This is a genomic window from Mycobacterium sp. DBP42 (assembly GCF_005924235.1).
Taxonomy (GTDB): domain Bacteria; phylum Actinomycetota; class Actinomycetes; order Mycobacteriales; family Mycobacteriaceae; genus Mycobacterium; species Mycobacterium syngnathidarum.
Genome location: NZ_VCMY01000020.1, coordinates 54,792 through 78,178, shown reverse-complemented (window position 1 = coordinate 78,178; position 23,387 = coordinate 54,792). Strand labels below are relative to the sequence as shown.

The following is a 23,387-nucleotide window of genomic DNA, read 5'->3' as shown; positions in this document are numbered from 1 at the left end:
ATCGACACCAGAAAGTTCGGGTGCCCTGACAAGGTGGGTTCAGGTAGCCACATATTCGGCGAGGTGCTGGCCGGTCAGCGTGGAGCGCTCGGCCACCAGGTCTGCCGGAGTGCCCTCGAAGACGACGCGGCCGCCGTCGTGCCCGGCGCCCGGCCCCAGGTCGATGATCCAGTCGGCATGCGCCATGACGGCCTGGTGATGCTCGATCACGATCACCGACTTCCCCGAATCGACCAACCGGTCCAGCAGGCCGAGCAGCTGCTCGACATCGGCCAGGTGCAGGCCCGTGGTGGGCTCGTCGAGGATGTACGTGTCACCCTTCTCTCCCATTTGGGCCGCCAGCTTGAGCCGCTGTCGCTCACCGCCGGACAACGTGGTCAGCGGCTGCCCCAGCGTGAGGTAGCCCAGGCCAACATCGGCCATGCGGGAAAGAATCTTCTGTGCGGCAGGCACTTTGGCATCACCCTCACCGAAGTAGCGTTCGGCTTCGGTTACCGGCATGGCCAGCACCTCGGCGATGTTTCGGCCACCGAGCGTGTATTGCAGCACCGAGGCGCCGAACCGCTTGCCCTCGCACTCCTCACACGTGGTCTCGACGGTCGCCATCACGCCGAGGTCGGTGTAGATCACCCCGGCGCCGTTGCAGGCCGGGCAGGCGCCCTCCGAATTCGAGCTGAACAGCGCGGGTTTGACGCCGTTGGCCTTCGCGAAGGCCTTACGGATCGGATCGAGCAGACTGGTGTAGGTCGCCGGGTTGCTGCGGCGCGACCCGCGGATCGGGCTTTGATCGACCACCACCACGCCGTCCCGCCCCGCCACCGAGCCACCGATCAACGAGCTCTTGCCCGAGCCTGCGACACCGGTGATCACCACCAGTGCGCCCATCGGGATGTCGACGTCGACGTCGTGCAGGTTGTGCGTATCGGCGCCGCGGATCTCCATGGCGCCGTCGGCTTTTCGTACCTCGCTCTTCAGGGCTGCGCGATACCCCAGGTGGCGTCCGGTGACCGTGTCGCTGGCGCGCAGACCGGCCACGTCGCCCTCGAAAACCACTTCGCCGCCGGCTGATCCCGCACCCGGGCCCAGATCGACGACATGATCGGCGATCGAGATCGTCTCGGGCTTGTGTTCGACCACCAGCACGGTGTTGCCCTTGTCGCGCAGCGCCAGCAGCAGATTGTTCATCCGGGCGATGTCGTGCGGGTGCAGGCCGATCGTCGGCTCGTCGAACACGTAGGTGACATCGGTCAGAGACGAGCCCAGGTGGCGGATCATCTTGACGCGCTGGGCCTCTCCACCGGACAGGGTGCCGGCGGGACGGTCCAGGGACAGGTAACCCAAACCGATCTCGACGAACGAGTCCAGCGTGTGCTGCAGAGCCGTCAGCAGCGGGGTCACCGACTTGGCCGCGGATTTCTTCGCGATGCCACCCAGCCAGTCCGCCAGATCGGTGATCTGCATCGCGCACGCGTCAGCGATGTTGACGCCCTCGACCTTCGACGACCGCGCGGTCTCCGACAGCCGGGTGCCGTCACAGTCCGGGCACGTGGTGAACGTGACGGCTCGCTCCACGAACGCCCGGATATGCGGTTGCATTGCCTCGACGTCCTTGGACAAGAACGACTTCTGGATCTGCGGGATCAGCCCCAAGTAGGTCAGGTTGACCCCGTCCACCTTGAGCTTGGTCGCCTCCTTGTGCAGCAGCGCGTCGAGTTCCTTCTTGGTGAACTTGCTGATCGGCTTGTCCGGATCGAAGAAGCCGCAGCCCCGGAAGATGCGGCCGTACCAGCCGTCCATGCTGAAGCCCGGGATGGTCAACGCACCCTCGTTCAGCGACTTGGTGTCGTCGTACAGCGCGGTCAGATCGATGTCGTTGACCGCGCCGCGGCCCTCACAGCGCGGACACATCCCGCCGACGATGTTGAATTCACGACGTTCCTTGACCGCCCGCCCGCCCTTCTCCAGCGTCACCGCCCCAGCGCCGCTGATCGAGGCGACGTTGAACGAAAAGGCTTGCGGCGAACCGATATGGGGCTTTCCGATCCGGCTGAACAAGATGCGCAGCATCGCTCCGGTGTCGGTGGCGGTGCCGACCGTGGAACGCGGGTCGGCCCCCATCCGCTGCTGATCGACGATGATCGCGGTGGTCAGCCCGTCGAGCACGTCGACTTCGGGCCGGGCCAGGTTCGGCATGAAGCCCTGCACGAAGGCGCTGTAGGTCTCGTTGATCAACCGTTGGGATTCGGCGGCGATCGTGTCGAACACCAATGAGCTCTTGCCCGACCCCGAGACACCCGTGAACACCGTCAACCGGCGTTTGGGCAACTCGATGTCGACGTCTTTGAGGTTGTTCTCCCGGGCACCGGTGACCCGGATCAGATCGTGGCTGTCAGCGGGGTGCATCGGCTAGCGCGACTCCTGGATACGGACCATGTTGCCGGCAGGATCGCGAAGCGCGCAGTCACGCACACCGTATGGCTGCTCGGTGGGCTCCTGGACCACCTCGACATCGCCGGCCTGAACTCTCTCGAATGTACTGTCGAGGTCTTTGGTGGCGAGCAGCAGCGTCCCGAAGGTGCCTTTGGCCATCATCTCGGCGATCGTGCGGCGCTCTTCATCGGTGAGGCCCGGGGTGGCCGACGGTGGGTAGAGGACCACGGAGGTGTCGGGCTGGTTCGGTGGACCGACCGTGATCCACCGCATCTTGTCCTTACCGACGTCGAGGCGGACCTCGAAGCCGAGGACGTCGCGATAGAACGCAAGCGATTCTTCCGGATCGTCGAGGGGCAGCATGCTGGAGTGAATGGTGAGTTCCATGGTTTTCACGCTAAGTGCAGGCGGGTGGCGGGCGCTTCTCGATTCCTGATCGGTTTGGTGACCTGTTTCTCCATGCACGATGGCAGCCCGCCGGTCACCGCGGACGTCTGCTCGCGGTAGCGGCTGGGCGGGATGCCGACGAGTTCGGTGAACCGCGTGCTGAACGTGCCGAGCGAGGAGCAGCCGACGGCGAAGCAGACTTCGGTGACAGACATGTCGCCACGCCGCAGCAGGGCCATCGCACGCTCGATGCGGCGGGTCATCAGATACGAATACGGTGATTCGCCGTAGGCGATCTTGAACTGCCGGGACAGGTGCCCGGCAGACATGTTCACCCCCTGGGCGAGCGCTTCGACGTTCAATGGCTGCGCATACTCACGGTCGATGCGGTCCCGGACGCGTCGCAGCAGCTTGAGATCGCCCAGCTGTTGGTCGGCCACATCGGCGATGGTACGGCTACGGCCTGGTGCCGACCGGAAGCCCGGCGAGCCGCCACTCGATCATTCCGTCGTTGAGGCGAATTGCGCGGCGGCCGTCGGCGGTCAGCGTCCGCACAGCGTCGTGGGCGTAGACGCAGTACTCGCCGCGGCAGTACACGACTATGTCGGCGTCGCCTGGCAGTTCGGTGATCCGCTCGACGAGTTCATCCACCGGTATCGACACCGCGCCCGGGATGTGTCCGGCGCGATACTCCTCGTCGGGCCGGACGTCGAGCACCACCACCCCTGCATCGTCGGTGTCGTCGTTGAGACGCGACCACAGTGTCTCGCGGTCGATGCCAGGGCCGGCCGGCTCGCCGAGGTACGCATCGCGAGCCGCACCGACCTCGGCCCGGCGCCGGTCGGCGACAGTACGCAACAAGACCAACAGCTCGGCGACGTCGTCGCCGGCCAGGCGGTAGTGAACCTTGACGCCTTCGCGCCGGGTTTCGACGAACCCGGCTTGCTTGAGCACCTGCAGATGCGATGAGGCTGTGGTCAGGTTCAGGCCGGCCGCACGGGCGAGGGCCTCGACGCTGCGTTCGCCCTGGCTGAGCAAGTCGAGGAGTTCCAGCCGACTGGCGTGGGCCAGTGCCTTCCCGCTGGCGGCAAAGGCTTCGTACAGGCGTGTCTTCGCTGGTGAGCGACCCATGAGGGCATTATTCCATAATTTCATGGAATAACGTAGAGTTGTGGCATGGGTTTCACCGGATCAGACCTGATTCCGCTGGTCGACCACGGATTGGGCAACAGCTCCTACCTGGTCGACCTGGGCGACGGCCGGGCCCTGGCCGTCGACGCGAGCCGGGACCTGCGGGCCCTGCACCGGGCCGCCGACGCCCGCGGGCTGGCCGTGGCGTTCGCCGCCGACACTCACCTACATGCCGACTTTCTGTCCGGCGCGGTGCAACTGCACCACGATCTCGGCGCGACGATCCTGGCGTCGGCTGCCGGTGGGCGCCGGTTCGAGCACACCGGTCTGCGCGACGGCGACGAGGTTGACCTCGGTGGGCTGAGCCTGCGCGCCATGGCGACACCGGGGCACACCGATGAGCACCTGTCGTTCGTGCTCGCCGAGGACGGCTGCGAACTCGGCGTCTTCACCGGAGGGTCCCTGATAGTCGGATCGGCGGCCCGCACCGATCTGCTCGGCGCCGGCCGGACCATGGAACTCACCCGAGCGCAATATCGGTCGTTGCAGCGGTTGGCCACGCTCGACGACGAGGTTGCGGTATGGCCCACCCATGGCGCCGGATCGTTCTGCTCGGCACCGCCGGGTGCAGAGCGCATCACCACCGTCGGCACCCAAAAACGCGACAATCCATTGCTTTCGGCGACAGATGAGGACAGCTTCGCCTTACTGCTCTTGGCGAGTATCGGCAGTTACCCCACTTACTTCTCTCGGTTGGGTGAACGCAACCGAGAAGGTGCGGACGTGATGTCCGGTGCGCCGGTGCTCGAGGATCTGGACGCCGATCGGGTGAAAGCGCTGTTGGCCGCCGGCGCCGCCGTGATCGACGTGCGGGCGCCGGCCGCATTTGCCGAACGTCATGTTCCCGCAGCCCTGTCCATCCCGTTGCGGGACCAGTTCGCCACCTGGCTGGGCTGGCTGGTCGAAGACTCAGTGCCCCTGGTGATCATCGCCGACGACGGTCAGGACCTTTCGGAAATCGGTTGGCAGGCTTACAAGATCGGCTATGAGCGCCTGGCCGGGCGGCTCGTCGGTGGAATCGAGGCGTGGCTGGCCGCGGGTGAGCCGGCTCACCACCTGCCGTTCGCTCCTGCACACCGGCTCCCGGACGCGCCCTATCTCGATGTCCGGCAAGAGGGCGAATATGCCGCCGGCCACGTCGCGGGGTCTCTTCACATCGAACTCGGAGCGCTGCCCGCTCATGCGACCGACGTGCCGAACGGCGTCATCGTCGCGTGTGGGCATGGGGAGCGGGCGATGACGGCGGCCAGTGTGCTTCGCCAACACGGGCTTACGGACGTGTCAGTGCTCGATGGTGGGCCCGGGGACTACGCCGACGCGCATGGTCGAGACATGCGCAGCGGCCGATGAAGAGGCCTGTGTCCGAGGCGTCGCCGACTCGCCGGGTCGAACTCGGACTGCGGGAAAACTGGCTGCAATTCACCCTTCTGGTCATTGTCAACGTCTGCGTCGGGGCTCTGGTGGGTCTGGAACGGACCACGGTTCCGCTGATCGGGTCCGAAACCTTCGGACTGACAAATGATCTGGCGGTGTTTTCGTTCATCATCGCGTTCGGGGTGACCAAAGCGCTCACCAACTTGGCCGCCGGGGCGTTGACCGCCCGGTTCCGCCGTAAGCACCTGCTGCTGGCGGGGTGGGCGGTCGGCCTCCCCGTTCCGTTCATGCTGGCGTGGGGCCCTTCGTGGGGTTGGATCGTTGCCGCCAACGTGCTGCTCGGCCTCAATCAGGGTCTCGCCTGGTCCATGACGGTCAACATGAAGATCGATCTGGTGGGTCCCGAGCGGCGGGGACTGGCCACCGGCCTGAACGAGGCCGCTGGTTACGTCGCGGTAGGTGCCACCGCGCTGCTGACCGGATATCTCGCTACCACCTATGGGCTGCGTCCAGCCCCCGAGCTGATCGGCGTGGTGTTCGTCGCGGCCGGGCTGGGGTTGTCGCTGGTGGTGCGGGATACCGCGGCACACGTCGACCTTGAACTGGAGCGCCACCCACATCCGGCACCTGCTGCCGATGGCGGTCTGCGCACGATCTTCGCGCGCACCAGCTGGGGTGATCGCAGCCTGCGGGGTGCCAGTCAGGCCGGCCTGATCAACAACCTCAACGATGGCCTCACCTGGGGTGTGTTCCCGCTCTTGTTCACCGATCACGGGCTCGGCCTGGCCGCCATCGGCCTGATCAAGGGTCTCTATCCGCTGTTGTGGGGGCTCGGCCAGATCCCCACCGGCCATCTCGCCGACCGGATCGGCCGCAAGCCGTTGGTCGTAGCCGGAATGCTGGTCCAGGCCGGTGGGTTCGGGTTGGCCCTGGCGCTGCTGAACTGGCCACTGTTGGCCGGTGTCACCTCGGCGATCGCTCTCGGGATAGGCACCGCCATGGTGTACCCGGCCCTGATCGCCGTGGTCTCCGATCATGCCCACCCGAGCTGGCGGCCCAATGCACTTGGCACCTACAGGTTCTGGCGCGATGCGGGGTACGCCATCGGCGCACTGGTCGCCGGGGCGATGGCCAACTGGCTGGGCCTGGAGTCCGCCGTGGCCGCGGCCGGGGTGCTGACGGCCGTCTCGGGTCTCCTGGCGGCCCGGTGGATCACCGATCGCCCACGCCTTCATACCGGTGGTCAGGCCGGTGGTGCCAGCCGATACACCGCGCCGGCGTAGTCGTCGGTGATGTACACCGCGCCGTCCGGGCCGGTTACTGCTGCCACCGGGCGGCCCCAGCGGGTGCCGTCGTCGGCCTGGAAACCGCCCACCAGGGTCTGCTGCGGACCCAATGTGCCGTCGTCCCAACCGAAGAACGACACCTCCGGCGCCTGCGGCGACCGCCGGTTCCACGACCCGTGCACCCCGACCAAGGCGCCGGGGCCGTAGCCGGGGAGCTCGGCAAAACTCATCCCCAGCGGGGCCGAATGTGCGCCCAGCGTCTGCTCGACGGGCGCCAGCGCCGCACAGTCCATCTGGGCGCCGTCGGCGTTGGTCTGCATGTCCCGGATGAACCCGGCCGGTGGCGGGCCGTCGGGATTGCAATACGGCCAACCCAATTCGCGTCCCGGAGTCAGTTTCGCAACCGATTCCGGCGGATGGTCGTCCACATAGGCCTGCCGCACCCGGCCGTGCGGATCGGCCACGTTGTCCCGGTTGTTCACCGCGGTCCACAGCGCGCCATCCGGGGCGAGTGCCAGACCTGTGCCGTTGCGCACCCCCGTGGCGAACGGGGCCGCCGGGCCGCCGCCGGGCGGCACCCGCATGATGGTGGCCCGCGGCGGGGAGGCGTCGCGGTCCTCGGCTGAGATGTTGCCCGTCGAGCCGATCGAAAAGTACACCGCGCCATCAGATCCCACGACCACGCTCTTGAGCGCATGGGCATAAGCGCCATGCAGATCGGGGCTCTTGGCATCGGGTAGGCCACCGGCGACGGTACGGCGGTTGAGTGCCTGCCCGTCGACGTAGTCGTAGGCGTCGATCTGGTTGCTCTCGGCCACGTACAGCGTCGGGCCCGCGAAGAAGAGACCGTGCGGCTGCTCCAGGCCGTCCAGCAGTGTGCGCTGGTCGGGGCGCACGGTCAGTATCTGCCCAGTGGCCGGCACCGATATCAACAGCGCACCATCCGGGGCGAACGCCGCCATCCTGGCCTTGGGCACCCGCGCGATCACCTCGATGGTCCAGCCGGCGGGAATCAGGGCGTGACGAGGCTCGTCGAGCGGCGCCTGGGCGAATCGATCGGGCACCTGTAGGAGCACCGATGCCAGGCCCGCAGCTGGCCGTTGCGAACTGGACGGCGATGGCGTCGGCGGCGGCCCGGCTTCGGGCGGCGTCCCGCACGCGGCCAGCGAGGCCGCGGTGGCGAGTGCGATCGCGCTACGCGCCGCCCAGACCCGCATTCATCTCCCAGACCAGGATTTCGGCGTCGGTGTCGGCCGTGACCCGTCCGCCCGACTTGGTGAGCCGGGCGGCGTCACCCTCGGCGAGCGGCCCGCAGCCCTCCAAGGTGACGGACCCCCGCGCGACGAAGAGGTGGACGTAGCGGGCCGAGGGCAACTCGGCCGAACCGCCGGGCCGCAGGCGGGCGCCGTACAGCGTGGCGTTGCGATTGTGCAGCGTGACCGCAGCTTCGCGGGCACCGGAGGCGATCGGCGTCAACGTGTCGGCCAGCTCGATCTCCTGCTGCTGATAGCTCGGTGTCACCCCGGCGGCATCGGGCAGCACCCACATCTGCACGAAATGCACGGGCTCGCTGTCGGATCCGTTCTTCTCGGAATGCTCTACACCGGTGCCCGCCGACATCCGTTGCGCCAGCCCGGGGTAGATCACCCCGGAGTTGCCCATCGAATCCGCGTGCGCCAGCTGCCCGGACAGCACCCAGGTGACGATCTCCATGTCCCGGTGCGGGTGGGTGTCAAAACCGGCAGCCGGCGCCACGATGTCGTCGTTGTTCACCAGCAACAGCCCGTGGTGGGTGTTGGCCGGGTCGTAGTAGTCGGCGAAGGAGAACGAGTGCCGTGATTGCAGCCAGTCGGTGGTGCTCGCACCACGGTCGTCCGCGCGTCGGATATCGACCATGGACGTCCCGGAAGCCATGGCGCCAGCCTACCGACGGCCTTAGCTGACCAACCGGTGGATCGGTTAAGCGCGGGGCTTAGTGTGTGGGGCGTGGAACTCAACGGAGCAAGCGCCATCGTCACGGGTGGCGCATCAGGTATCGGCGCGGCGACTGCCCGCCAGTTGGCCGCCAAGGGAGCCCGCGTTGTCGTGGCTGACCTGCAGGCGGATAAGGGCGAGGCCCTCGCCGAGGAGATCGGCGGCGCCTTCGTCAGCGTCGACGTCACCAACACCGAGCAGATCGAGGCCGCGGTCAACAAGGCCGGCGAGCTCGGCCCGCTGCGCGCACTGGTGAACTCGGCCGGCATCGGCTGGGCCCAGCGCACCATCGGCAAGGACGGCGAGTTCGCGTCGGCGCACAATCTGGATGCCTACAAGAAGGTGCTGGCGATCAACCTGGTCGGCACGTTCGACTGCATCCGGCTGGCCGCCACCGCGATGAGCCGCAACGAGTTCACCGACACCGGCGAGCGTGGCGCGATCGTCAACATGACCAGCGTCGCGGCTTTCGACGGCCAGATCGGCCAGGCGGCCTACTCGTCGTCCAAGGGTGGTGTCGTCGGCCTGACCCTGCCGGTGGCACGCGATCTGTCCGCAGCGGGCATTCGCGTCAACACCGTGGCCCCCGGGCTGATCGACACCCCGATCTACGGTGAGGGCGAAGCCTCCGAGGCGTTCAAGGCCAAGCTGGGCGAGTCGGTGCTGTTCCCGCACCGGCTGGGCAAGCCCGACGAACTGGCCTCGATGGTCGTCGAGCTGCTGACCAACTCGTACATGAACGCCGAGGTCGTCCGCGTCGACGGTGGCATCCGGATGCCACCCAAGTAACCCGTCGCCTCACTCGCGAGCACACATCGAACTGCCCCTTTTCCATGCGAAAAGGGGCAGTTCTGCGTCTGTTCGGCAGAATTCTTCTGTGGCCGACAACTGGTGGATCAGTGCGCTGATCGGCCTCGGGGCAGCACTGTTGCTGAGCTGGCTGATTCTCGTCGTCGCGCTGCTGGTCATGCGGCCCCGCGGAAACTTGCTCACCGAAGCGCTGCGGATACTTCCCGACCTGCTGCGGCTGATCCCGCGGCTGGCCGCGGACAAGTCGCTGCCCCGCGGCGTGCGCGTTCGGCTGGCACTGCTGGTCGTCTATTTGGCGCTGCCCATCGATGTGATCCCCGATTTCATACCGGTGCTCGGCTATGCCGACGACGCCATCATCGTCACCCTGGTGCTGCGCAGCGTGGTGCGGCATGCCGGTTTGGCGGCCGTGCGGGCGCACTGGCCCGGGACCGACGACGGGTTCGACGTTCTGGTGCGGTTGACGGGCCTTACCCGCTGAACAACGCAAAACCCCCTTTCGACGCTGAAAGGGGGTTTTGGGTCTGGTGCGGCGGTGCTTACCAGTCCGACTCGTCGAACTTGATGACACCACGAATGTTGTTGCCGTCCAACATGTCCTGGTAACCCTGGTTGATGTCTTCGAGCTTGTAGGTCCGGGTGACCATGTCGTCGATGTTGAGCAGCCCCGACTTGTAGAGCGCCACCAGCCGTGGCGTCTCCACATGTGAGCTGCCGCCGCCGAAGATGTTGCCCTTCAACGTCTTCTGCAGCATGGTGAACAAGAACAGGTTGAGCTTGACGTCGGCGTCCATCATCGAGCCCATGCCGGTCACCACGCAGGTACCGGTCTTGGCGGTGAGGATCATCGCCTCTTCGATGTACTCGCCCTTCATCTCACCCACGGCGATGATGACCTTGTCCGCCATCAGGCCCCACGTCGTTTCCATCACCGGCGCGATGGCCTCGGCCATTGACGGGTAGACGTGCGTGGCGCCGAACTTGATGGCCTGCTCGCGCTTCCACTCGTTGGGGTCGATGGCGATGACGTGCTTGGCGCCGGAGATCACCGCACCCTGCAGTGCGCTCATGCCGATACCACCGACGCCGACGACGATGACCGTCTCACCGGGCTTGACGTCGGCGACGTTGGTGGCCGAACCGAAGCCCGTCGGCACTGCACAGCCCATGATGGCCGCGGTCTCGAACGGGATGTCCTTGTCGATCTTGACGACGGAGTCCTTGTGCACGGTCATGTACGGCGCGAAGGTGCCGAGCAGGTTCATCGGCGACACCTCGTGGCCACCGGCGTGGATGCGGTTGGTGCCGTCGGCGATGGCCTTGCCGCCGAGCAGGACCGCGCCGCGATCGCACAGCGAGCGGAAGCCCTTCAGGCAGGGCGGGCACTCACCACAGGCGGGGATGAACGCGAGGATGACGTGGTCACCCTCCTCGATGCCGGTGACGTTCTTGCCGACCTTCGTGACGACGCCGGCGCCCTCATGGCCGCCGAGCGCCGGCAGTGCCATCGGGGTGGCACCGGTGGTCAGGTGGTAGTCCGAGTGGCACATGCCCGCGGCATGCATCCGGATCTGTACTTCGTCGGCGACGGGGTCGCCGAGGTCGATCTCGTCGACCTTGAATGGCGAGTTGAGTTCCCACAGCAGGGCGCCTTTGGTCTTCATGGGAGGCGATAATAGAACACGTTCTAGAACTCGTCAGTAACCAGTCTCTGACCTGCGCGGTTCCCAGGCTATTATTCGTCGCCGGACTCATCGGCGGGCGTGGGCGTGGGCGTGGGCGTGGGCGGGCTTGCGGATGCGGTTGCGGCGGACGCTCGCGCCCACTGTAACGGCCAGGACGACCAGGATGACCGCGAGCGAGAGCAGGGTCGGAATTTGCGGCACTGTCGGCCACACCCCATGGGCCCAGTGCAGTCCCAGCTTCACTCCGATGAAGCCGAGCACAGCCGCCAATCCGTAGTCGAGGTAAACCAGCCGGTCCAATGCCCCGTGCAGCAGGAAGTACAGCGCCCGGAGCCCGAGGAGCGCAAACGCGTTCGTGACGAACACCAGGTACGGGTCACCGGTGATCCCGTACACCGCCGGGACGGAGTCCACTGCGAACACCACGTCGGTTGTCAGCACTGCCACCACCACGACCGCGAACGGCGTGATCGCCCGGCGACCGCCGACCCGGCCGAACACCCGCGGACCCTCGTACCGTTCGGTGACCGGCACGATCCGTCGTAGCGCGCGGACGCTACGTAGCCGCGCGATGTCGATCTCGCGGCTTTGCCCGCCGCGCGCGGCGCACAACAACTTCACCGCGGCGAACACCAGGATCATCCCGAAGAGCAGGAACACCTCGTCGAACGCCGCTATAGCCGCAGCGCCAAGCACGATGAACACCGTTCGCAGCAACAGAGCGCCGGCGATCCCGTAAAGCAGGACTCGCTGCTGAAGCTCGGCAGGTACAGCGAACGCGCCGAGCAGCACTATGAACACGAACAGGTTGTCGACACTGAGCGACTTCTCAACGAGGTACCCGGTCAGGTAGTCGAGACCGCTGCCGCCACCGTGGGCGCCCCACACGTAGAGGGTGAACGAGAACGGGAGCGCAACATAGAACGTCGACCACCCGGCCGCCTCGCGGACGGTGACCGCGTGTGGCCGTCGGGTCAGGGCGAAGTCCACCGCAAGCAGGGCAATGACCGCCCCTACCGTGATGAGCCATAGGGCCGGAGAGCCAATCGAATCGATGCTGCGCACCGATCATCCGTGCGAGTGGTGCTGGTGGTGGAGCCAGCCGTGATGGTGCTTCCACCGCACGACGTCCCTGCCGATGAAAAAGACCAAAGCACCGCCCCATGCGATGACCCCGAGAACAGCGATCAGTTCGAGAATGTCGATGTTCACGACGCACCTCCGCCGAGTTCGTCCGACGAAGGTCTTCCCCGGCGTTTGCCCCGCGGGCCGGGCGTTCGCAGCCGAGATGACGACCCGCAGTGTCAGGGGTACTCCCCTTCCGTGTTCTCCAGGTTAACCGCCCTGCGCGGTCCCGAAAACCCATGCCGATGCGTGCGATGAATTGGGCGCCGAAAGCCGGTCATCACACCATGACCGAAATCAAAGCCAGCATCGTCCCCAACCTCTGGTTCGACCGGGAGGCCGAACAAGCCGCCCAGCACTACATCACCGCGTTCGGCGGCAACGGCCGCATCCTCAACACCATCTCCTCACATCCCGATTCTCCGTCTCCGCAAGATGTGCCCGTGGTGGTCGAGTTCGAGCTGGCCGGACAGCGCCTGGTCGGCATCAACGGTGGCCCGCAGTTCACCTTCAACGAAGCCATCTCCCTGGAGGTGCGCGTCAGCGGCCAAGAGCAGCTCGACCAGGTCTGGGCTGCGCTGGTCGAGGGCGGCGAGGAATTGCCGTGTGGCTGGCTCAAAGACAAATACGGTTTGGCCTGGCAGATCACCCCGACCGAGTACTACGACCTGCTGGGCAAGGGCGACCCCGAGGCTGACTCCCGGTTGATGTCGGCGGTGCTCAAGACGGTCGGCAAGTTCAACATTGCCGAGCTGCAGGCGGCCTACAAGGGTTCCTAGCCTGCGACTGGCCACTTATGCGACGCCAGTGGCCGGACAACGTGCCATAACTGGCCACTCGGTGCTGTCCACAGCGTGGGATCCATTCACAGTCGGCCGAACCTGCTGCCTCACGTATGGGTTTCGCGTCGTGGGCTGCCGACACCGTGGCCCCATGGGCAGACCTTTCCTGGGAACCGAGGCCTTGGCGTCGGGTTCGGTGACCAGACGAACCCTGGCAAGCCGGTACGACGCGGTGTATCGCAACGTCTACCTCGCCAAAGACGCTGAGCTGACGGCACAAACCCGCGCTTTGGCGGCCTGGCTGTGGTCCGGGCGAAACGCCACGATGGCCGGTCTCTCGGCAGCTGCGCTCTACGGCACCCAGTGGATTGCCGCGGCGGAGCCGGCCGAACTGTATCGCCGCAACGGCAAGCCAGTCGACGGCATCCTGATTCACCGGGACAAGCTCCTTGATGGTGAGACGCGCAGTCGCGGCGGCGTGCTCGTGACCACTCCTGCGCGTACCGCGTTCGACCTGGGCCGCCGCGTCGGCCGGAATGCCGCGGTGATCCGGGCGGACGCGCTCGCACAAGCGACCGGCGTGTGCCCTGCCGACGTTGAATCGCTTATCGACCGGCACCCCGGCGTCCGTGGGCTAAAGCAGCTGCGCGACGTAGTACGCCTGATGGACGGTGGTGCCGAATCACCTCCAGAAACCGAGACTCGGCTCATCTTGGTCGACGCTGGACTTCCCAAGCCCACTACCCAGATCGTGGTGCGCGGCGACTTCGGCCGCAGGAAGTACGCACGAATCGACATGGGCTACGAGGAGTTCAAGGTAGGGGTCGAGTACGAAGGTGCGCAGCACTGGACGGATCCTCAGGTCCGGGCCAACGACATCGACCGCTACGCCGAACTGGCGGCACAAGGCTGGTTGATCGTTCGGGTCGGCGCGGACTTGCTGTATCGCCGCCCGCACGTGATCGTCGCTCGAGCGTGTGCGGCGCTGCGGGTTCGCGGTGCTCAGTGGCCAGTTATCGCACAGAATCTGAGTGACTGCGTGGCTTAAGTGGCCACTCGATGGCTATGGAGACACCTAGAGGGCCACCGGCAGCCCGAACTTCTCGAACAGCTCCAACTCCATGAACGCCACCACATGTGAGATGCCGCCGGGGCGCACCTCGAGGACGTGTAGCTGGAACGCCTCGTGCACGCCTGTCTCGCGGTTGAGCATGTACATCGCCGCGGCGGGCTGGCCGTTGGCGCTCGTCGCGATGAACCGCATGTCCCCGGGCTCCTCGGCCGGGCACTTGTACCGGGCCAGGTCGCCGACGGCCTGTGGCCCGCGGTACCAGCTGTCGAACGGCGGCATCTCCCAGATCGCCTCGGCGGTGAACAGCTCGACCAGTTTGTCGATGTCGTAGGCCTCGAACGCCGCCATGTAGTTGCGCAGCAGGTTCTGCGCGTGCGGGGAGTCCGGCGCGGCGATCTCGTCGTCCTGGCTGGGGCCCACCGCGTCGAGCTGGGCGCGGGCTCGTTGCAGCAGGCTGTTGACGGCGGCCGTGGACGCCCCGATCGCCTCGCCCACCTCCGCGGCCTTCCACTGCAACACCTCACGCATCACCAGCACCGCGCGCTGACGAGCCGACAGATGCTGCAGCGCCGCCACGAATGCCAGCCGCACCGAATCGCGGGTCCCGACGATCGTGCTCGGATCGGCCGGGTCCGCGGCAGAATCCGGCAGGGGCTGCAGCCAGGGGATCTCGTGGTGTTCGGCGATCTCGTCGGTGGGCGACGAACTCGGATTGCCCAGGCCCGACGGCAGCGGGCGGCGCTGCCGGCCTTCCAGCGCCGTCAGGCACGTATTCGTGGCGATGCGATACAGCCAGGTGCGCACCGAGGACTTGCCCTGAAAGCCCTCGTAGGACTTCCAGGCGCGCAGGTAGGTCTCCTGCACCAGATCCTCGGCGTCATGCAGCGAGCCGGTCATCCGGTAGCAGTGGGCCAGTAGTTCACGGCGATAGCGCTGAGCCTCGGCCAAGAATGCATCGGCCGGGCTGTCGTCATCGAGGCGGTGGGCGAGGACCGTCACATTCGCGAGCTTACGCAGCACCTCCGACAACTTCGATCGAATACGCTCGCCAAGGTGACCAGCACGCGCAGTGAACAGACTTTCGACGGCGTCGGCGGGGTCCGCATCGTCTACGACGTATGGACGCCCGACGTCGCGCCGAGGGGCGTCGTCGTCCTCTCCCACGGTCTCGGTGAGCACGCCGGGCGGTATCACCACGTCGCGCAGCGGTTCGGGCAGGCGGGGCTGGTGGTCTATGCCCTCGACCACCGCGGTCACGGCCGCTCCGGAGGCAAGCGGGTGTACCTGCGGGACATGTCGGAGTACGTCGGCGACTTCCACACCCTGGTCGGTATCGCCGCCACCGAGTACCCGAGCCTGCCGCGTCTGGTGCTGGGACACAGCATGGGTGGCGGCATCGTGTTCAGCTACGGCGTCGAGTACCCCGACGAATACACCGCGATGGTGCTGTCCGGCCCCGCGGTGGCCGCACAGGCCGCGGTGTCGTCGGCCCTGGCGGTCGTGGCCAAGGCGCTGGGCAAGATCGCCCCCGGGCTGCCGGTGGAGAATCTCGACGTCGACGCGGTATCCCGCGATCCGGAGGTGGTGGCCGCGTACAAGGCCGACCCGTTGGTGTGGCACGGCAAGGTCCCCGCGGGCATCGCCCGGGCGCTGATCATCGTGGGCGAGACCATGCCGCAGCGCGCCTCGGCGCTGACCGCGCCACTGCTGGTGGTGCACGGTGAGAAGGATCGCCTGGTGTCCGCCGAGGGCAGCCGCCATCTCGTGGAATGTGTGGGGTCGCCAGACGTGCACCTCAAGGTGTACCCGGGCCTGTTCCATGAGGTGTTCAACGAGCCGGAGAAGGAGCTTGTCCTCGACGACGTGACGACCTGGATCGAGACGCATCTGTGAGAAAGCTTGTGGCGGTGGCGCTTTCGGTGTTGCTGGTGGCCGGCTGCGGGTCGGAACCGTCGAAGGAGTCCGCGGGCGGCGATCAGCCGTCGTGGACCGACACCGATGTCACGTTCGACGCCGACGGGCTCACGATCCACGGGAGCTATCGGCACCGGGACGTGGCCGGCCCGGCCGCACTGCTGATCTCGGAGAGCGGACCCACCGACCGCAACGGCGACAACAAGGTCGTCGGACCGATCGGCAACATGCGTCAGCTCGCAGAAACGTTGTCGGACAAGGGCGTTGCCAGCCTGCGCTACGACAAGATCGGTACCGGCGCGACCAAACTCGGACCCTACGAGAAGAAACCCGCCGAGGTGGTCAGCGGCGTTTACACCAGCGGGGCGGCCGCCGCGCTGCGGTTCCTGGCCGGCCGGCCGGACACCGATGCCGCCAAGCTGTCGATCTACGCGGTGGGCGAGGGCGCCATCCACGCCATGACCCTGGCCGGTGCCGGCGATCCGAAAGTGCATTCGCTGGCGCTGTTGCAACCGCTGTCGGGTCGCTACCTGGACATCATCACCAACCGCGTGCGCGCCGGAGCCGCCCCCGAGGTGCTCACCGCCTGGCTCGGTGCCGTGGACGAGATCCGTACCAAGGGCACCGTGCCCGCCGACCTCCCCGAGGGCCTGAGCGCGATCGTCAACAAGGACAACCTCAACGCCATCGTCGAAGCCGACAAGATCGATCCCGTGCGGCTCGCTGCCGCGTTGCCCGACGGTATGCCGGTGCTGCTCACCTGCTCGGACTCCGACTCCCAGGCCAGCTGCGAGATCGAGCGTCCGCTGATCGACGCGCTGCGGCACACCGCGCTCACGGTCGTCGAGCTCAAAGGTGTCAACCATGTCCTGCGCGACGATCCGACGGACAGCATCGCCAACTACGGCAAGCCCGGATCGCTGTCGCCGCAGGTGGTGGCTGCGATCGACAAGTTTGTCGGTGCCGATGGCTAGGTTTGTCGCGTGAGCGACGACAAGATGCTGGCACGGATCGCAGCACTGTTGCGTCAGGCTGAGGGCACCGACAACACCCACGAGGCCGAAGCGTTCATGGCGGCGGCGCAGCGGCTGGCCACGGCGACGTCCATCGACCTGGCACTGGCCCGGTCCCACTCGGCCGAACGCACGAAGGCGCAGATGCCGGTGCAGCGCACCGTCACCATCGGGGAGGCAGGCACCAAGGGCCTGCGCACCTATGTACAGCTGTTCGTGGTGATCGGCATGGCCAACGATGTGAAGTGCGATGTCGCGTCCAATTCGACGTTCGTCTACGCCTACGGGTTCGCCGAGGACATCGACGCCACCCACGCGCTCTACACCAGCCTGGTGTTACAGATGGTGAAGGCCTCCGAGAGCTACATCGCCTCCGGCGCGCACCGTCCAACACCGACCATCACGGCACGGCTCAACTTCCAGTTGGCGTTCGGAGCCCGCATCGGGCAACGGCTGTCAGAAGCCAAGGAAGAGGCCCAGCAGGAGGCCGACCGCGATGATCGTCCTGGTACGGCAATCGCATTGCGGGACAAAGATATCGAGCTGCGCAGCTTCTACCGGCAGGCGTCGCAGGCGCGCGGCACCTGGCGGGCCACCAGTGCGTCGGCCGGATACTCCTCGGCGGCCCGCCGAGCCGGTGACCGCGCAGGCAAGCGAGCGCGCCTGGGGCCGCAGCAGGAAATCTCGGGCGCGCGCGGCGCACTGGAGCAGTGAGTACCCGCGACAGCCAGCGGGCCAAGGTGTACGCCGCGGAGCAGTTTGTGCGCACGATGTTCGACCGTGCAGCCCAACACAGTTCGCGCGCCATCGACTTCTTCGGCACCTCACTCACATTGCCTCCGGAGGCGAAATTCGGGTCGGTGGACTCGGTACAGCGCTACGTCGACGACGTCCTGGCCCGGGTCGGGGCTGAGCCGGTTGCCGTGCGACCCCGTCGGGGAGCCACGGCGGCGCACTACGAGCAGGTCGACGGCAAGGCCGTCATCGCCGTCCCCGAACGCGACGCCTGGGCGCTGCGAGAGTTGGTGGTACTCCACGAACTCGCCCACCACCTGACCCATGCGGACCCGGCCCACGGACCGGACTTCGTCGTCACCCACATCGACCTGTGCACGGCGATCATGGGGCCGGAGGTCGGCCTGGTCTTGCGGATGGTGTACGCGAAAGAGGGTGTGGTGTGAGCGCGAGTACGCGATCATTGCCATATTGACGGTCTAGAAGGATTGGCGAATGGCCGGCCCCGTCGGTGAGACGGCCGGGCGATGCCGGTCGTGTGGCAGTCACCTGCGGACACGGTCGCGTTTCTGCGACATGTGCGGAGCCGCTGTCGCCTCGCAGGCGACACCCAGCGAACACAAGCAGGTCACCGTCCTGTTCGCCGATGTCGTCGGCTCGATGAAACTCGCTGCGGCCGTTGACACCGAGCGGCTCCGCGAAATCATGAACGAGTTGTTCAATCGCGCTGCGGCGGTGGTGCAGCGCTACGGCGGAACCGTGGACAAGTTCACCGGCGACGGGTTGATGGCCTTGTTCGGGGCGCCCGCCGCGCTGGAGGATCACGCGCTGCGGGCATGCATCGCGGCGCTGGAGATCCAGTCGGGCGCCAAAGCCCTGGCAGCCGAGGTGTTGCGCCACGATGGCGTTGCGCTGCGGCTGCGTGTCGGCCTGAACTCCGGCGAGGTCGTTGCCGGCGACATCGGCTCGGGCGGGTATACCGCCGTCGGCCACCCTGTCGGTCTCGCGCAGCGCATGGAGTCGGCGGCCCCGGCCGGAGGGGTGATGTGCTCGCTGTCCACTGCGCGACTGGTGGAGGACACCGCGCGGCTCGGCACCCTCGAACAGCTGACCGTCAAAGGTTTCGACCAGCCAGTGCCCGCACGCCAGCTGTTCGCCGTGGAAACCGGCAACGAAACCGGCAACGCGGTACTCGGCCGCAACGATGGTGTCCTGCTGGGTCGTGAAGCAGAGCTGAATCGGTTACAGGAGGTCTTCGACTCAGGACGTGGCCGGATTGTCGGTGTGATCGGTGAGCCCGGCTTGGGCAAGAGCCGGCTGGTCAGCGTGTTCGTTTCGGGCGCGCAACGTCAGGAAGCCCGCGTGGTGGTGGCACGTGGCGAGGCGCACGCCTCGGTGGTGGCCTTCCGCATGCTCTCACTGTTGCTGCGCGCGATGTTCCAGGTGGACGGGTTGAGTCCGGCCGCTGCGCGGAAGCGGACCATCGCACAGTTCGCCGGCCGCCTGTCGGCGCAGTCACCGAACGCGCGGATACTGTTCGAGGCCATGGGAATCGGTGATGACGCCGTGCCCGGCACCCGCGTGGCCATCGAGGACCGGCGGCGCAGGCTGGTGGAGCTCATGTCCACCGCCGTCCGGGTATGCGACGTCCCGATCGTCTTCGTGCTCGAGGACGTGCACTGGATCGACGTGCCCAGCGACGACGTGCTGGCCGATTTCGCGGCGGAGATCAGCGATGTCGGCGCGGCGACCGTCGTCGCCACCTATCGGCCCGAATACCACGGGGCGCTCTCCCGAGTTCCCGGCGAGACCATCACGTTGCAGCCGTTGCCGGATTCGACGTCTGCTCGCCTGATCGAGCATCTGCTGGGGGACGACGACCCGTCACTGGCCGGGCTGGCGGCCCGGATCGCCGCTGTGGCAGCGGGAAACCCGTACTTCATCGAGGAGATCATCCGAGATCTCGCCGGTCGCGGCGTGTTGGCGGGCAGCCGCGGTCGTTACCGGCCGGCAGGCGACCTCGGCCGTATCTGGGTGCCGCCGACCATCCAGGCCGTCCTCGCGGCACGTATCGATCGACTGTCGGTGCAGGCCAAGCGAGTGCTGAATGCCGCTGCGGTGATCGGCGCCCAGTTCGACACGGATACGCTGCATGCCCTGCAGCCGGATCTCGAGCCCGACAGACTGTCTGAGCTGGTCTCCGCCGACCTGATAGATCAGACGGAATTCGTTCCACGGCAACGGTATTGCTTCCACCACCCGTTGGTCCGCACCGTGGCCTACGAGTCCCAGCTCAGCCGTGACCGGGCAGCTGCCCACGGTTGCCTCGCTATTGCCATCGAGCGCCACAACCCACAGGCCGCCGATGAGAACGCCGCGTTGATCGCCGCACACCTCGAGGCCGCCGGTGATCTCGCGGCGGCCTACCGCTGGCACATGCGTGCGGGGCAATGGATTCGACTGCGGGACATCCCGGCCGCACGCGAGCAGTGGGAACATGCCCAACGCATCGCCGACCGGCTCGACGGCGAGGCAGGCGCGGCCGACATGAGGGTGGCGCCACGCACCCTGCTGGTTTCGACCTCGCTGTACGTCGGTAACAACGTCGATACGGCTCAGCGCTACCGGGAGTTTCGGGATCTCGCCATGCGGACCGAGGATTCGCGGTCGCTCGCCATCGGAATGGCAGGACAGCTTTGGGCTGTGACGGTCAACGACGAGAACATCGAGGAGGCCGCGGTGCTGGCGTCCGAGCTGTATCGGATGACCGAGAACGCGAACTGGGACGGTGAGGCCACCGGAATCGTCGTGAATGCGGTGGCGTTCACAATGCTTGCCAGTTGTGAATTCGATTCGGCCTTGAGGGCTCTCGACCTGCTGGCAGTCGACCACACACCAGCGGTCGAACTTGCTCCCGCCCAGGCCCTGCGGGGCGTGCTCGAGCTGTGCCTGGGTAGCGCGGAAGCGGGCCGCAGACATCTGCGCGAAGGCATCGAGCTGGCTCGTGCGGACGCGCCGATGACGTATACCCACACGGTGTTGTACGCGGGAGCTGTTGTGGCGCTGGGCTTGTGTGACCCGGAGGAGTTCATCGACGATCTGCGCGATGCCGTACGGACCGCCAATATGCTGGGCGAAAGCAGCGGTGTCGTATGCAGCGAATGGGCCTACGGTACCGCGGCGTTGCGTGCCCGGCTAGGTTCGGACGCCGACGCGATCGGGGGGCTTCGGCGGGCGCTCTCCTATGTCGACCAGCACAGCTCGATGACGTTCATCAAGCCGACCATCATCGCCGACCTGGCAATCGATGCGGTGCGCAAGGGCGACCGGGCGAAGGCACTCGCCGATCTGCGGGCCGGCTTCGCGCGATACGCCGGACGGGGGTCCAGGTTCTTCCTCGGATACCTCGGGGAGGCGCTCGTCGAGATCCTTGTCGGCTCCGGCTCCGACCCCGGGGCCGGGGGTGAGCTGGCCGAAGCGCGGCGGTTGGTGGGTCGATGGCAGCAGTTGCGGCCCGGGATTCCGGCGTTGGACATGTGGTGGTTGCGCTCGCGGGCCTTGCTGGCACAGGCCGAAGGGGATGCGACGGGCCACGCGGAGTTGTCCGCGCAGTATCTGAAACTGTGCGAAAGGCTTGATGCACGAGGCAGACTCGCAGATGCCCGGAGAATGGCGTAAACGATGGCGGCGATTCTGGCTTACACCTCGCCGGCGCTCGGTCACCTACTGCCGATGAGTGCGTTGCTCGCCGAACTGTCGAGCCGAGGCCACCTCGTGAACGTGCGGACATTGTCCGCCGGAGTACAGATCGCGCAACGGCTCGGCTTCGTCGCTCAACCGATAGACCCGCGGATCGAAGCGATCGAGATCGAGGATTGGAAGGCCGGTAATCCGCGAGATGCGCTGAAGCTCGGCGTCTCCGCCTTGGGTCGGCGCGCCGAGTACGAGATCGCAGATCTGGCCGCCGCGATACGCGACGTTCGCCCGGACGCACTGCTCGTCGACGTGAATTGTTGGGGCGCCCAATCGGCGGCGGAAGCCGGTGACATCCCCTGGGCGTCTTTCGCGCCGTATACGCCGCCGTTGCGGGCCGACGGCGTACCCCCGTTCGGGTTGGGTCTGCGGCCCTGGGCCGGGCTGTCGGGCCGAATACGTGACGCGGCGGTGCGGGCCGCGGTTGTCGGTCCGCTCGAGAAGATCATGCTGCCACCGATCAACCGGGTACGCACGGAACTTCAGTTGCCACAGACCGATTCGATGGACGGGTTCCTCCGACGAGCGCCGCTGATCCTGCTCGCAAGCGGCAAGCCGTTCCAGTACCCCGCCACCGAATGGGGCGATGCCGTCCAGATGATCGGACCGTGCGTGCTCGACCCAGGCGCCGGCGGTACGCCGGACTGGCTGGACGAGATCGACCGGCCGGTGGTCTTGGTGACGACGTCCTCGGAGAAACAGGCCGACGCCGAGCTGGTGGCAGTCGCCATGCAGGCCCTGGCCGACGAGCCGGTACACATGGTGGCAACGATGCCCGCCGGTCTGCCGCCAGGCACCAAATCCGCTGCGAACGCGTCTGTGTGCCAATTTCTTCCGCACGACGTCGTGCTGGACCGCGCGGTGTGTGTGGTGACCCACGGCGGGATGGGGGCAACCCAGAAAGCTCTCGCCCGTGGCATCCCGGTCTGCGTCGTTCCTTACGGGCGTGATCAGCTTGAGGTAGCCCGCAGGGTGGCGGTGGCGCGCTGTGGAACTCGGCTTCCGGCGCGGAGACTGACGCCGAACCGGTTGCGTGACAAGGTGCGTGAGGCGATGCGGATGACCGAGGGGGCCTGCCGGGTCGCTGCCGGATTCGCCGAGACGGGTGGGGTCTCGTACGGTGCCGATCTTGTCGAGGAACGAGTGCTCGGTCTGAAGCCGTGAGGCTACCCTGGCGCACATGACCGAACCCCGCGACGTCGATGCCATGTTCAACGAGGTGCTGCGTACCGAGGACCAGGCGCTGATCGCGGCGCGTCGATCCGCGCAGGACGCCGACATGCCCGCCATCGAGGTCTCAGCCCAACACGGCAAGCTGCTGTCGTTGCTGGCCACGATCTCCGGGGCGCGTCGTGTGCTCGAGATCGGCACGCTGGCCGGTTACAGCACCATCAACCTGGCCCGCGGCGTCGGACCGCAGGGACGCGTCGTCACGCTCGAATACGAGTCGCGTCATGCCGAGGTGGCGCAGGCCAACCTGGTGCGGGCCGGTGTCGCCGACCGGGTCGAGGTGATCGTGGGCACCGCGCTCGATACGTTGCCGCGGCTGGCTGAACGCGGTGACGTGTTCGATCTGGCATTCATCGATGCCGACAAGGAGAACAACGTCCGTTACGTCGAGTGGGCGATCAGGCTCGGCCGGCCGGGCGCGATCATCGTGGTGGACAACGTCACCCGGTTCGGTCGGGTCCTCGCTCCGGCGGCCGATGACGCCCAGGCGCGGGCAGTGCGCGACATGCTGGAGATGATGGGCAGCCATCCACGGTTGGATACCGCCGCCATTCAGACGGTCGGCACCAAGGGCTGGGACGGCTTCGCCGTCGCGCTGGTCAAGTAAGCCGGCACCAACGGCCCTC

Annotated in this window: 22 protein-coding genes; 13 read left to right on the top strand and 9 right to left on the bottom strand. The window is 66.7% G+C overall.

The window, feature by feature from the left end:
- Nucleotides 1-39: 39 nt before the first annotated feature.
- From E0T84_RS18585 to E0T84_RS18570, 4 genes are read right to left on the bottom strand one after another with little or no spacing between them, the layout of a single operon-like run.
- Nucleotides 40-2,403 (bottom strand): excinuclease ABC subunit UvrA, encoded by a 2,364-nt coding sequence (locus tag E0T84_RS18585; protein ID WP_138745166.1) that lies wholly within the window; start codon nt 2,401-2,403, stop codon nt 40-42.
- Nucleotides 2,404-2,406: 3 nt separating this feature from the next.
- On the bottom strand, nt 2,407-2,817 hold the full coding sequence (locus E0T84_RS18580; protein ID WP_070186732.1) for a VOC family protein: 411 nt from the start codon (nt 2,815-2,817) through the stop codon (nt 2,407-2,409).
- Nucleotides 2,818-2,822: 5 nt separating this feature from the next.
- The gene (locus E0T84_RS18575; protein WP_138745165.1) at nt 2,823-3,257 is read right to left on the bottom strand and encodes a helix-turn-helix transcriptional regulator; all 435 of its coding nucleotides are present in this window, start codon (nt 3,255-3,257) and stop codon (nt 2,823-2,825) included.
- A 16-nt stretch (nt 3,258-3,273) separates the two neighbouring features.
- Nucleotides 3,274-3,948, bottom strand: coding sequence for a metalloregulator ArsR/SmtB family transcription factor (locus E0T84_RS18570; protein WP_138745164.1), 675 nt, complete (start codon nt 3,946-3,948; stop codon nt 3,274-3,276).
- A 45-nt stretch (nt 3,949-3,993) separates the two neighbouring features.
- Between E0T84_RS18570 and E0T84_RS18565 the strand changes: the two genes are divergently transcribed.
- Together E0T84_RS18565 and E0T84_RS18560 are read left to right on the top strand one after the other, a co-directional pair.
- A complete protein-coding gene (locus E0T84_RS18565; protein ID WP_138745163.1) occupies nt 3,994-5,358 on the top strand; it encodes a rhodanese-like domain-containing protein in 1,365 nt (454 codons plus the stop codon).
- Nucleotides 5,355-6,665: an MFS transporter gene (locus tag E0T84_RS18560; RefSeq protein WP_138745162.1), complete on the top strand. Its 1,311-nt coding sequence runs from the start codon at nt 5,355-5,357 to the stop codon at nt 6,663-6,665. Before E0T84_RS18565 ends, E0T84_RS18560 begins: the two co-directional genes overlap by 4 nt.
- Here E0T84_RS18560 and E0T84_RS18555 read toward each other — a convergent pair.
- Both E0T84_RS18555 and E0T84_RS18550 read right to left on the bottom strand, forming a co-directional pair.
- Complete coding sequence (locus E0T84_RS18555; RefSeq protein WP_138745161.1) at nt 6,626-7,885, bottom strand: sorbosone dehydrogenase family protein; 1,260 nt, start codon at nt 7,883-7,885, stop codon at nt 6,626-6,628. The two genes, E0T84_RS18560 and E0T84_RS18555, sit on opposite strands and share 40 nt — an antisense overlap.
- A complete protein-coding gene (locus E0T84_RS18550) occupies nt 7,863-8,582 on the bottom strand; it encodes a pirin-like bicupin family protein (RefSeq protein WP_171055076.1) in 720 nt (239 codons plus the stop codon). The genes E0T84_RS18555 and E0T84_RS18550 overlap by 23 nt, the downstream gene beginning before the upstream one ends.
- Before the next feature lie 72 nt (nt 8,583-8,654).
- On the opposite strand from E0T84_RS18550, the gene E0T84_RS18545 reads away from it, so the two are divergent.
- On the top strand, nt 8,655-9,431 hold the full coding sequence (locus tag E0T84_RS18545; protein ID WP_138745160.1) for an SDR family NAD(P)-dependent oxidoreductase: 777 nt from the start codon (nt 8,655-8,657) through the stop codon (nt 9,429-9,431).
- 88 nt (nt 9,432-9,519) lie between these two features.
- On the top strand, nt 9,520-9,933 hold the full coding sequence (locus tag E0T84_RS18540) for a YkvA family protein (RefSeq protein WP_070186715.1): 414 nt from the start codon (nt 9,520-9,522) through the stop codon (nt 9,931-9,933).
- A gap of 58 nt (nt 9,934-9,991) precedes the next feature.
- Here the strand turns inward: E0T84_RS18540 and E0T84_RS18535 are convergent, their stop codons facing one another.
- A complete protein-coding gene (locus E0T84_RS18535; protein ID WP_070186716.1) occupies nt 9,992-11,116 on the bottom strand; it encodes an NDMA-dependent alcohol dehydrogenase in 1,125 nt (374 codons plus the stop codon).
- Between the two features lie 87 nt (nt 11,117-11,203).
- Complete coding sequence (locus E0T84_RS18530) at nt 11,204-12,202, bottom strand: TerC/Alx family metal homeostasis membrane protein (RefSeq protein WP_138745159.1); 999 nt, start codon at nt 12,200-12,202, stop codon at nt 11,204-11,206.
- A gap of 347 nt (nt 12,203-12,549) precedes the next feature.
- Between E0T84_RS18530 and E0T84_RS18525 the strand changes: the two genes are divergently transcribed.
- Together E0T84_RS18525 and E0T84_RS18520 are read left to right on the top strand one after the other, a co-directional pair.
- Complete coding sequence (locus E0T84_RS18525; protein ID WP_138745158.1) at nt 12,550-13,041, top strand: VOC family protein; 492 nt, start codon at nt 12,550-12,552, stop codon at nt 13,039-13,041.
- A 154-nt stretch (nt 13,042-13,195) separates the two neighbouring features.
- A complete protein-coding gene (locus E0T84_RS18520) occupies nt 13,196-14,092 on the top strand; it encodes a hypothetical protein (RefSeq protein ID WP_138745157.1) in 897 nt (298 codons plus the stop codon).
- 27 nt (nt 14,093-14,119) lie between these two features.
- On the opposite strand, the gene E0T84_RS18515 is transcribed toward E0T84_RS18520, so the two are convergent.
- Nucleotides 14,120-15,145 carry a sigma-70 family RNA polymerase sigma factor gene (locus E0T84_RS18515; RefSeq protein ID WP_070186719.1) on the bottom strand — a complete coding sequence of 342 codons (1,026 nt, stop codon included), beginning with the start codon at nt 15,143-15,145 and terminating at the stop codon, nt 14,120-14,122.
- A 24-nt stretch (nt 15,146-15,169) separates the two neighbouring features.
- Between E0T84_RS18515 and E0T84_RS18510 the strand changes: the two genes are divergently transcribed.
- The 7 genes from E0T84_RS18510 to E0T84_RS18480 are packed head-to-tail and all read left to right on the top strand — an operon-like array spanning nt 15,170 to nt 23,368.
- Nucleotides 15,170-16,009: an alpha/beta hydrolase gene (locus tag E0T84_RS18510; protein ID WP_070186720.1), complete on the top strand. Its 840-nt coding sequence runs from the start codon at nt 15,170-15,172 to the stop codon at nt 16,007-16,009.
- Nucleotides 16,006-17,004 carry a hypothetical protein gene (locus tag E0T84_RS18505; RefSeq protein ID WP_070186721.1) on the top strand — a complete coding sequence of 333 codons (999 nt, stop codon included), beginning with the start codon at nt 16,006-16,008 and terminating at the stop codon, nt 17,002-17,004. Before E0T84_RS18510 ends, E0T84_RS18505 begins: the two co-directional genes overlap by 4 nt.
- Nucleotides 17,005-17,013: 9 nt before the next feature.
- A complete protein-coding gene (locus E0T84_RS18500) occupies nt 17,014-17,757 on the top strand; it encodes a DUF2786 domain-containing protein (protein WP_070186722.1) in 744 nt (247 codons plus the stop codon).
- Nucleotides 17,754-18,224 carry a TIGR04338 family metallohydrolase gene (locus E0T84_RS18495; RefSeq protein ID WP_070186723.1) on the top strand — a complete coding sequence of 157 codons (471 nt, stop codon included), beginning with the start codon at nt 17,754-17,756 and terminating at the stop codon, nt 18,222-18,224. Before E0T84_RS18500 ends, E0T84_RS18495 begins: the two co-directional genes overlap by 4 nt.
- Before the next feature lie 49 nt (nt 18,225-18,273).
- Complete coding sequence (locus E0T84_RS18490) at nt 18,274-21,456, top strand: adenylate/guanylate cyclase domain-containing protein (protein ID WP_138745156.1); 3,183 nt, start codon at nt 18,274-18,276, stop codon at nt 21,454-21,456.
- Between the two features lie 3 nt (nt 21,457-21,459).
- A complete protein-coding gene (locus tag E0T84_RS18485) occupies nt 21,460-22,695 on the top strand; it encodes a glycosyltransferase (protein ID WP_138745155.1) in 1,236 nt (411 codons plus the stop codon).
- 16 nt (nt 22,696-22,711) lie between these two features.
- The gene (locus E0T84_RS18480; RefSeq protein WP_070186726.1) at nt 22,712-23,368 is read left to right on the top strand and encodes an O-methyltransferase; all 657 of its coding nucleotides are present in this window, start codon (nt 22,712-22,714) and stop codon (nt 23,366-23,368) included.
- The last annotated feature ends 19 nt before the right edge of the window (nt 23,369-23,387 follow it).

Coding starts and splice junctions, on each gene's coding strand:
- E0T84_RS18485 (WP_138745155.1), top strand. CDS start 21,460: ATGGCGGCGATTCTGGCTTACACCTCGCCGGCGCTCGGTCACCTACTG.
- E0T84_RS18570 (WP_138745164.1), bottom strand. CDS start 3,948: ATGGGTCGCTCACCAGCGAAGACACGCCTGTACGAAGCCTTTGCCGCC.
- E0T84_RS18520 (WP_138745157.1), top strand. CDS start 13,196: ATGGGCAGACCTTTCCTGGGAACCGAGGCCTTGGCGTCGGGTTCGGTG.
- E0T84_RS18585 (WP_138745166.1), bottom strand. CDS start 2,403: ATGCACCCCGCTGACAGCCACGATCTGATCCGGGTCACCGGTGCCCGG.
- E0T84_RS18560 (WP_138745162.1), top strand. CDS start 5,355: ATGAAGAGGCCTGTGTCCGAGGCGTCGCCGACTCGCCGGGTCGAACTC.
- E0T84_RS18480 (WP_070186726.1), top strand. CDS start 22,712: ATGACCGAACCCCGCGACGTCGATGCCATGTTCAACGAGGTGCTGCGT.
- E0T84_RS18535 (WP_070186716.1), bottom strand. CDS start 11,116: ATGAAGACCAAAGGCGCCCTGCTGTGGGAACTCAACTCGCCATTCAAG.
- E0T84_RS18565 (WP_138745163.1), top strand. CDS start 3,994: ATGGGTTTCACCGGATCAGACCTGATTCCGCTGGTCGACCACGGATTG.
- E0T84_RS18550 (WP_171055076.1), bottom strand. CDS start 8,582: ATGGCTTCCGGGACGTCCATGGTCGATATCCGACGCGCGGACGACCGT.
- E0T84_RS18580 (WP_070186732.1), bottom strand. CDS start 2,817: ATGGAACTCACCATTCACTCCAGCATGCTGCCCCTCGACGATCCGGAA.
- E0T84_RS18525 (WP_138745158.1), top strand. CDS start 12,550: ATGACCGAAATCAAAGCCAGCATCGTCCCCAACCTCTGGTTCGACCGG.
- E0T84_RS18555 (WP_138745161.1), bottom strand. CDS start 7,885: ATGCGGGTCTGGGCGGCGCGTAGCGCGATCGCACTCGCCACCGCGGCC.
- E0T84_RS18490 (WP_138745156.1), top strand. CDS start 18,274: ATGGCCGGCCCCGTCGGTGAGACGGCCGGGCGATGCCGGTCGTGTGGC.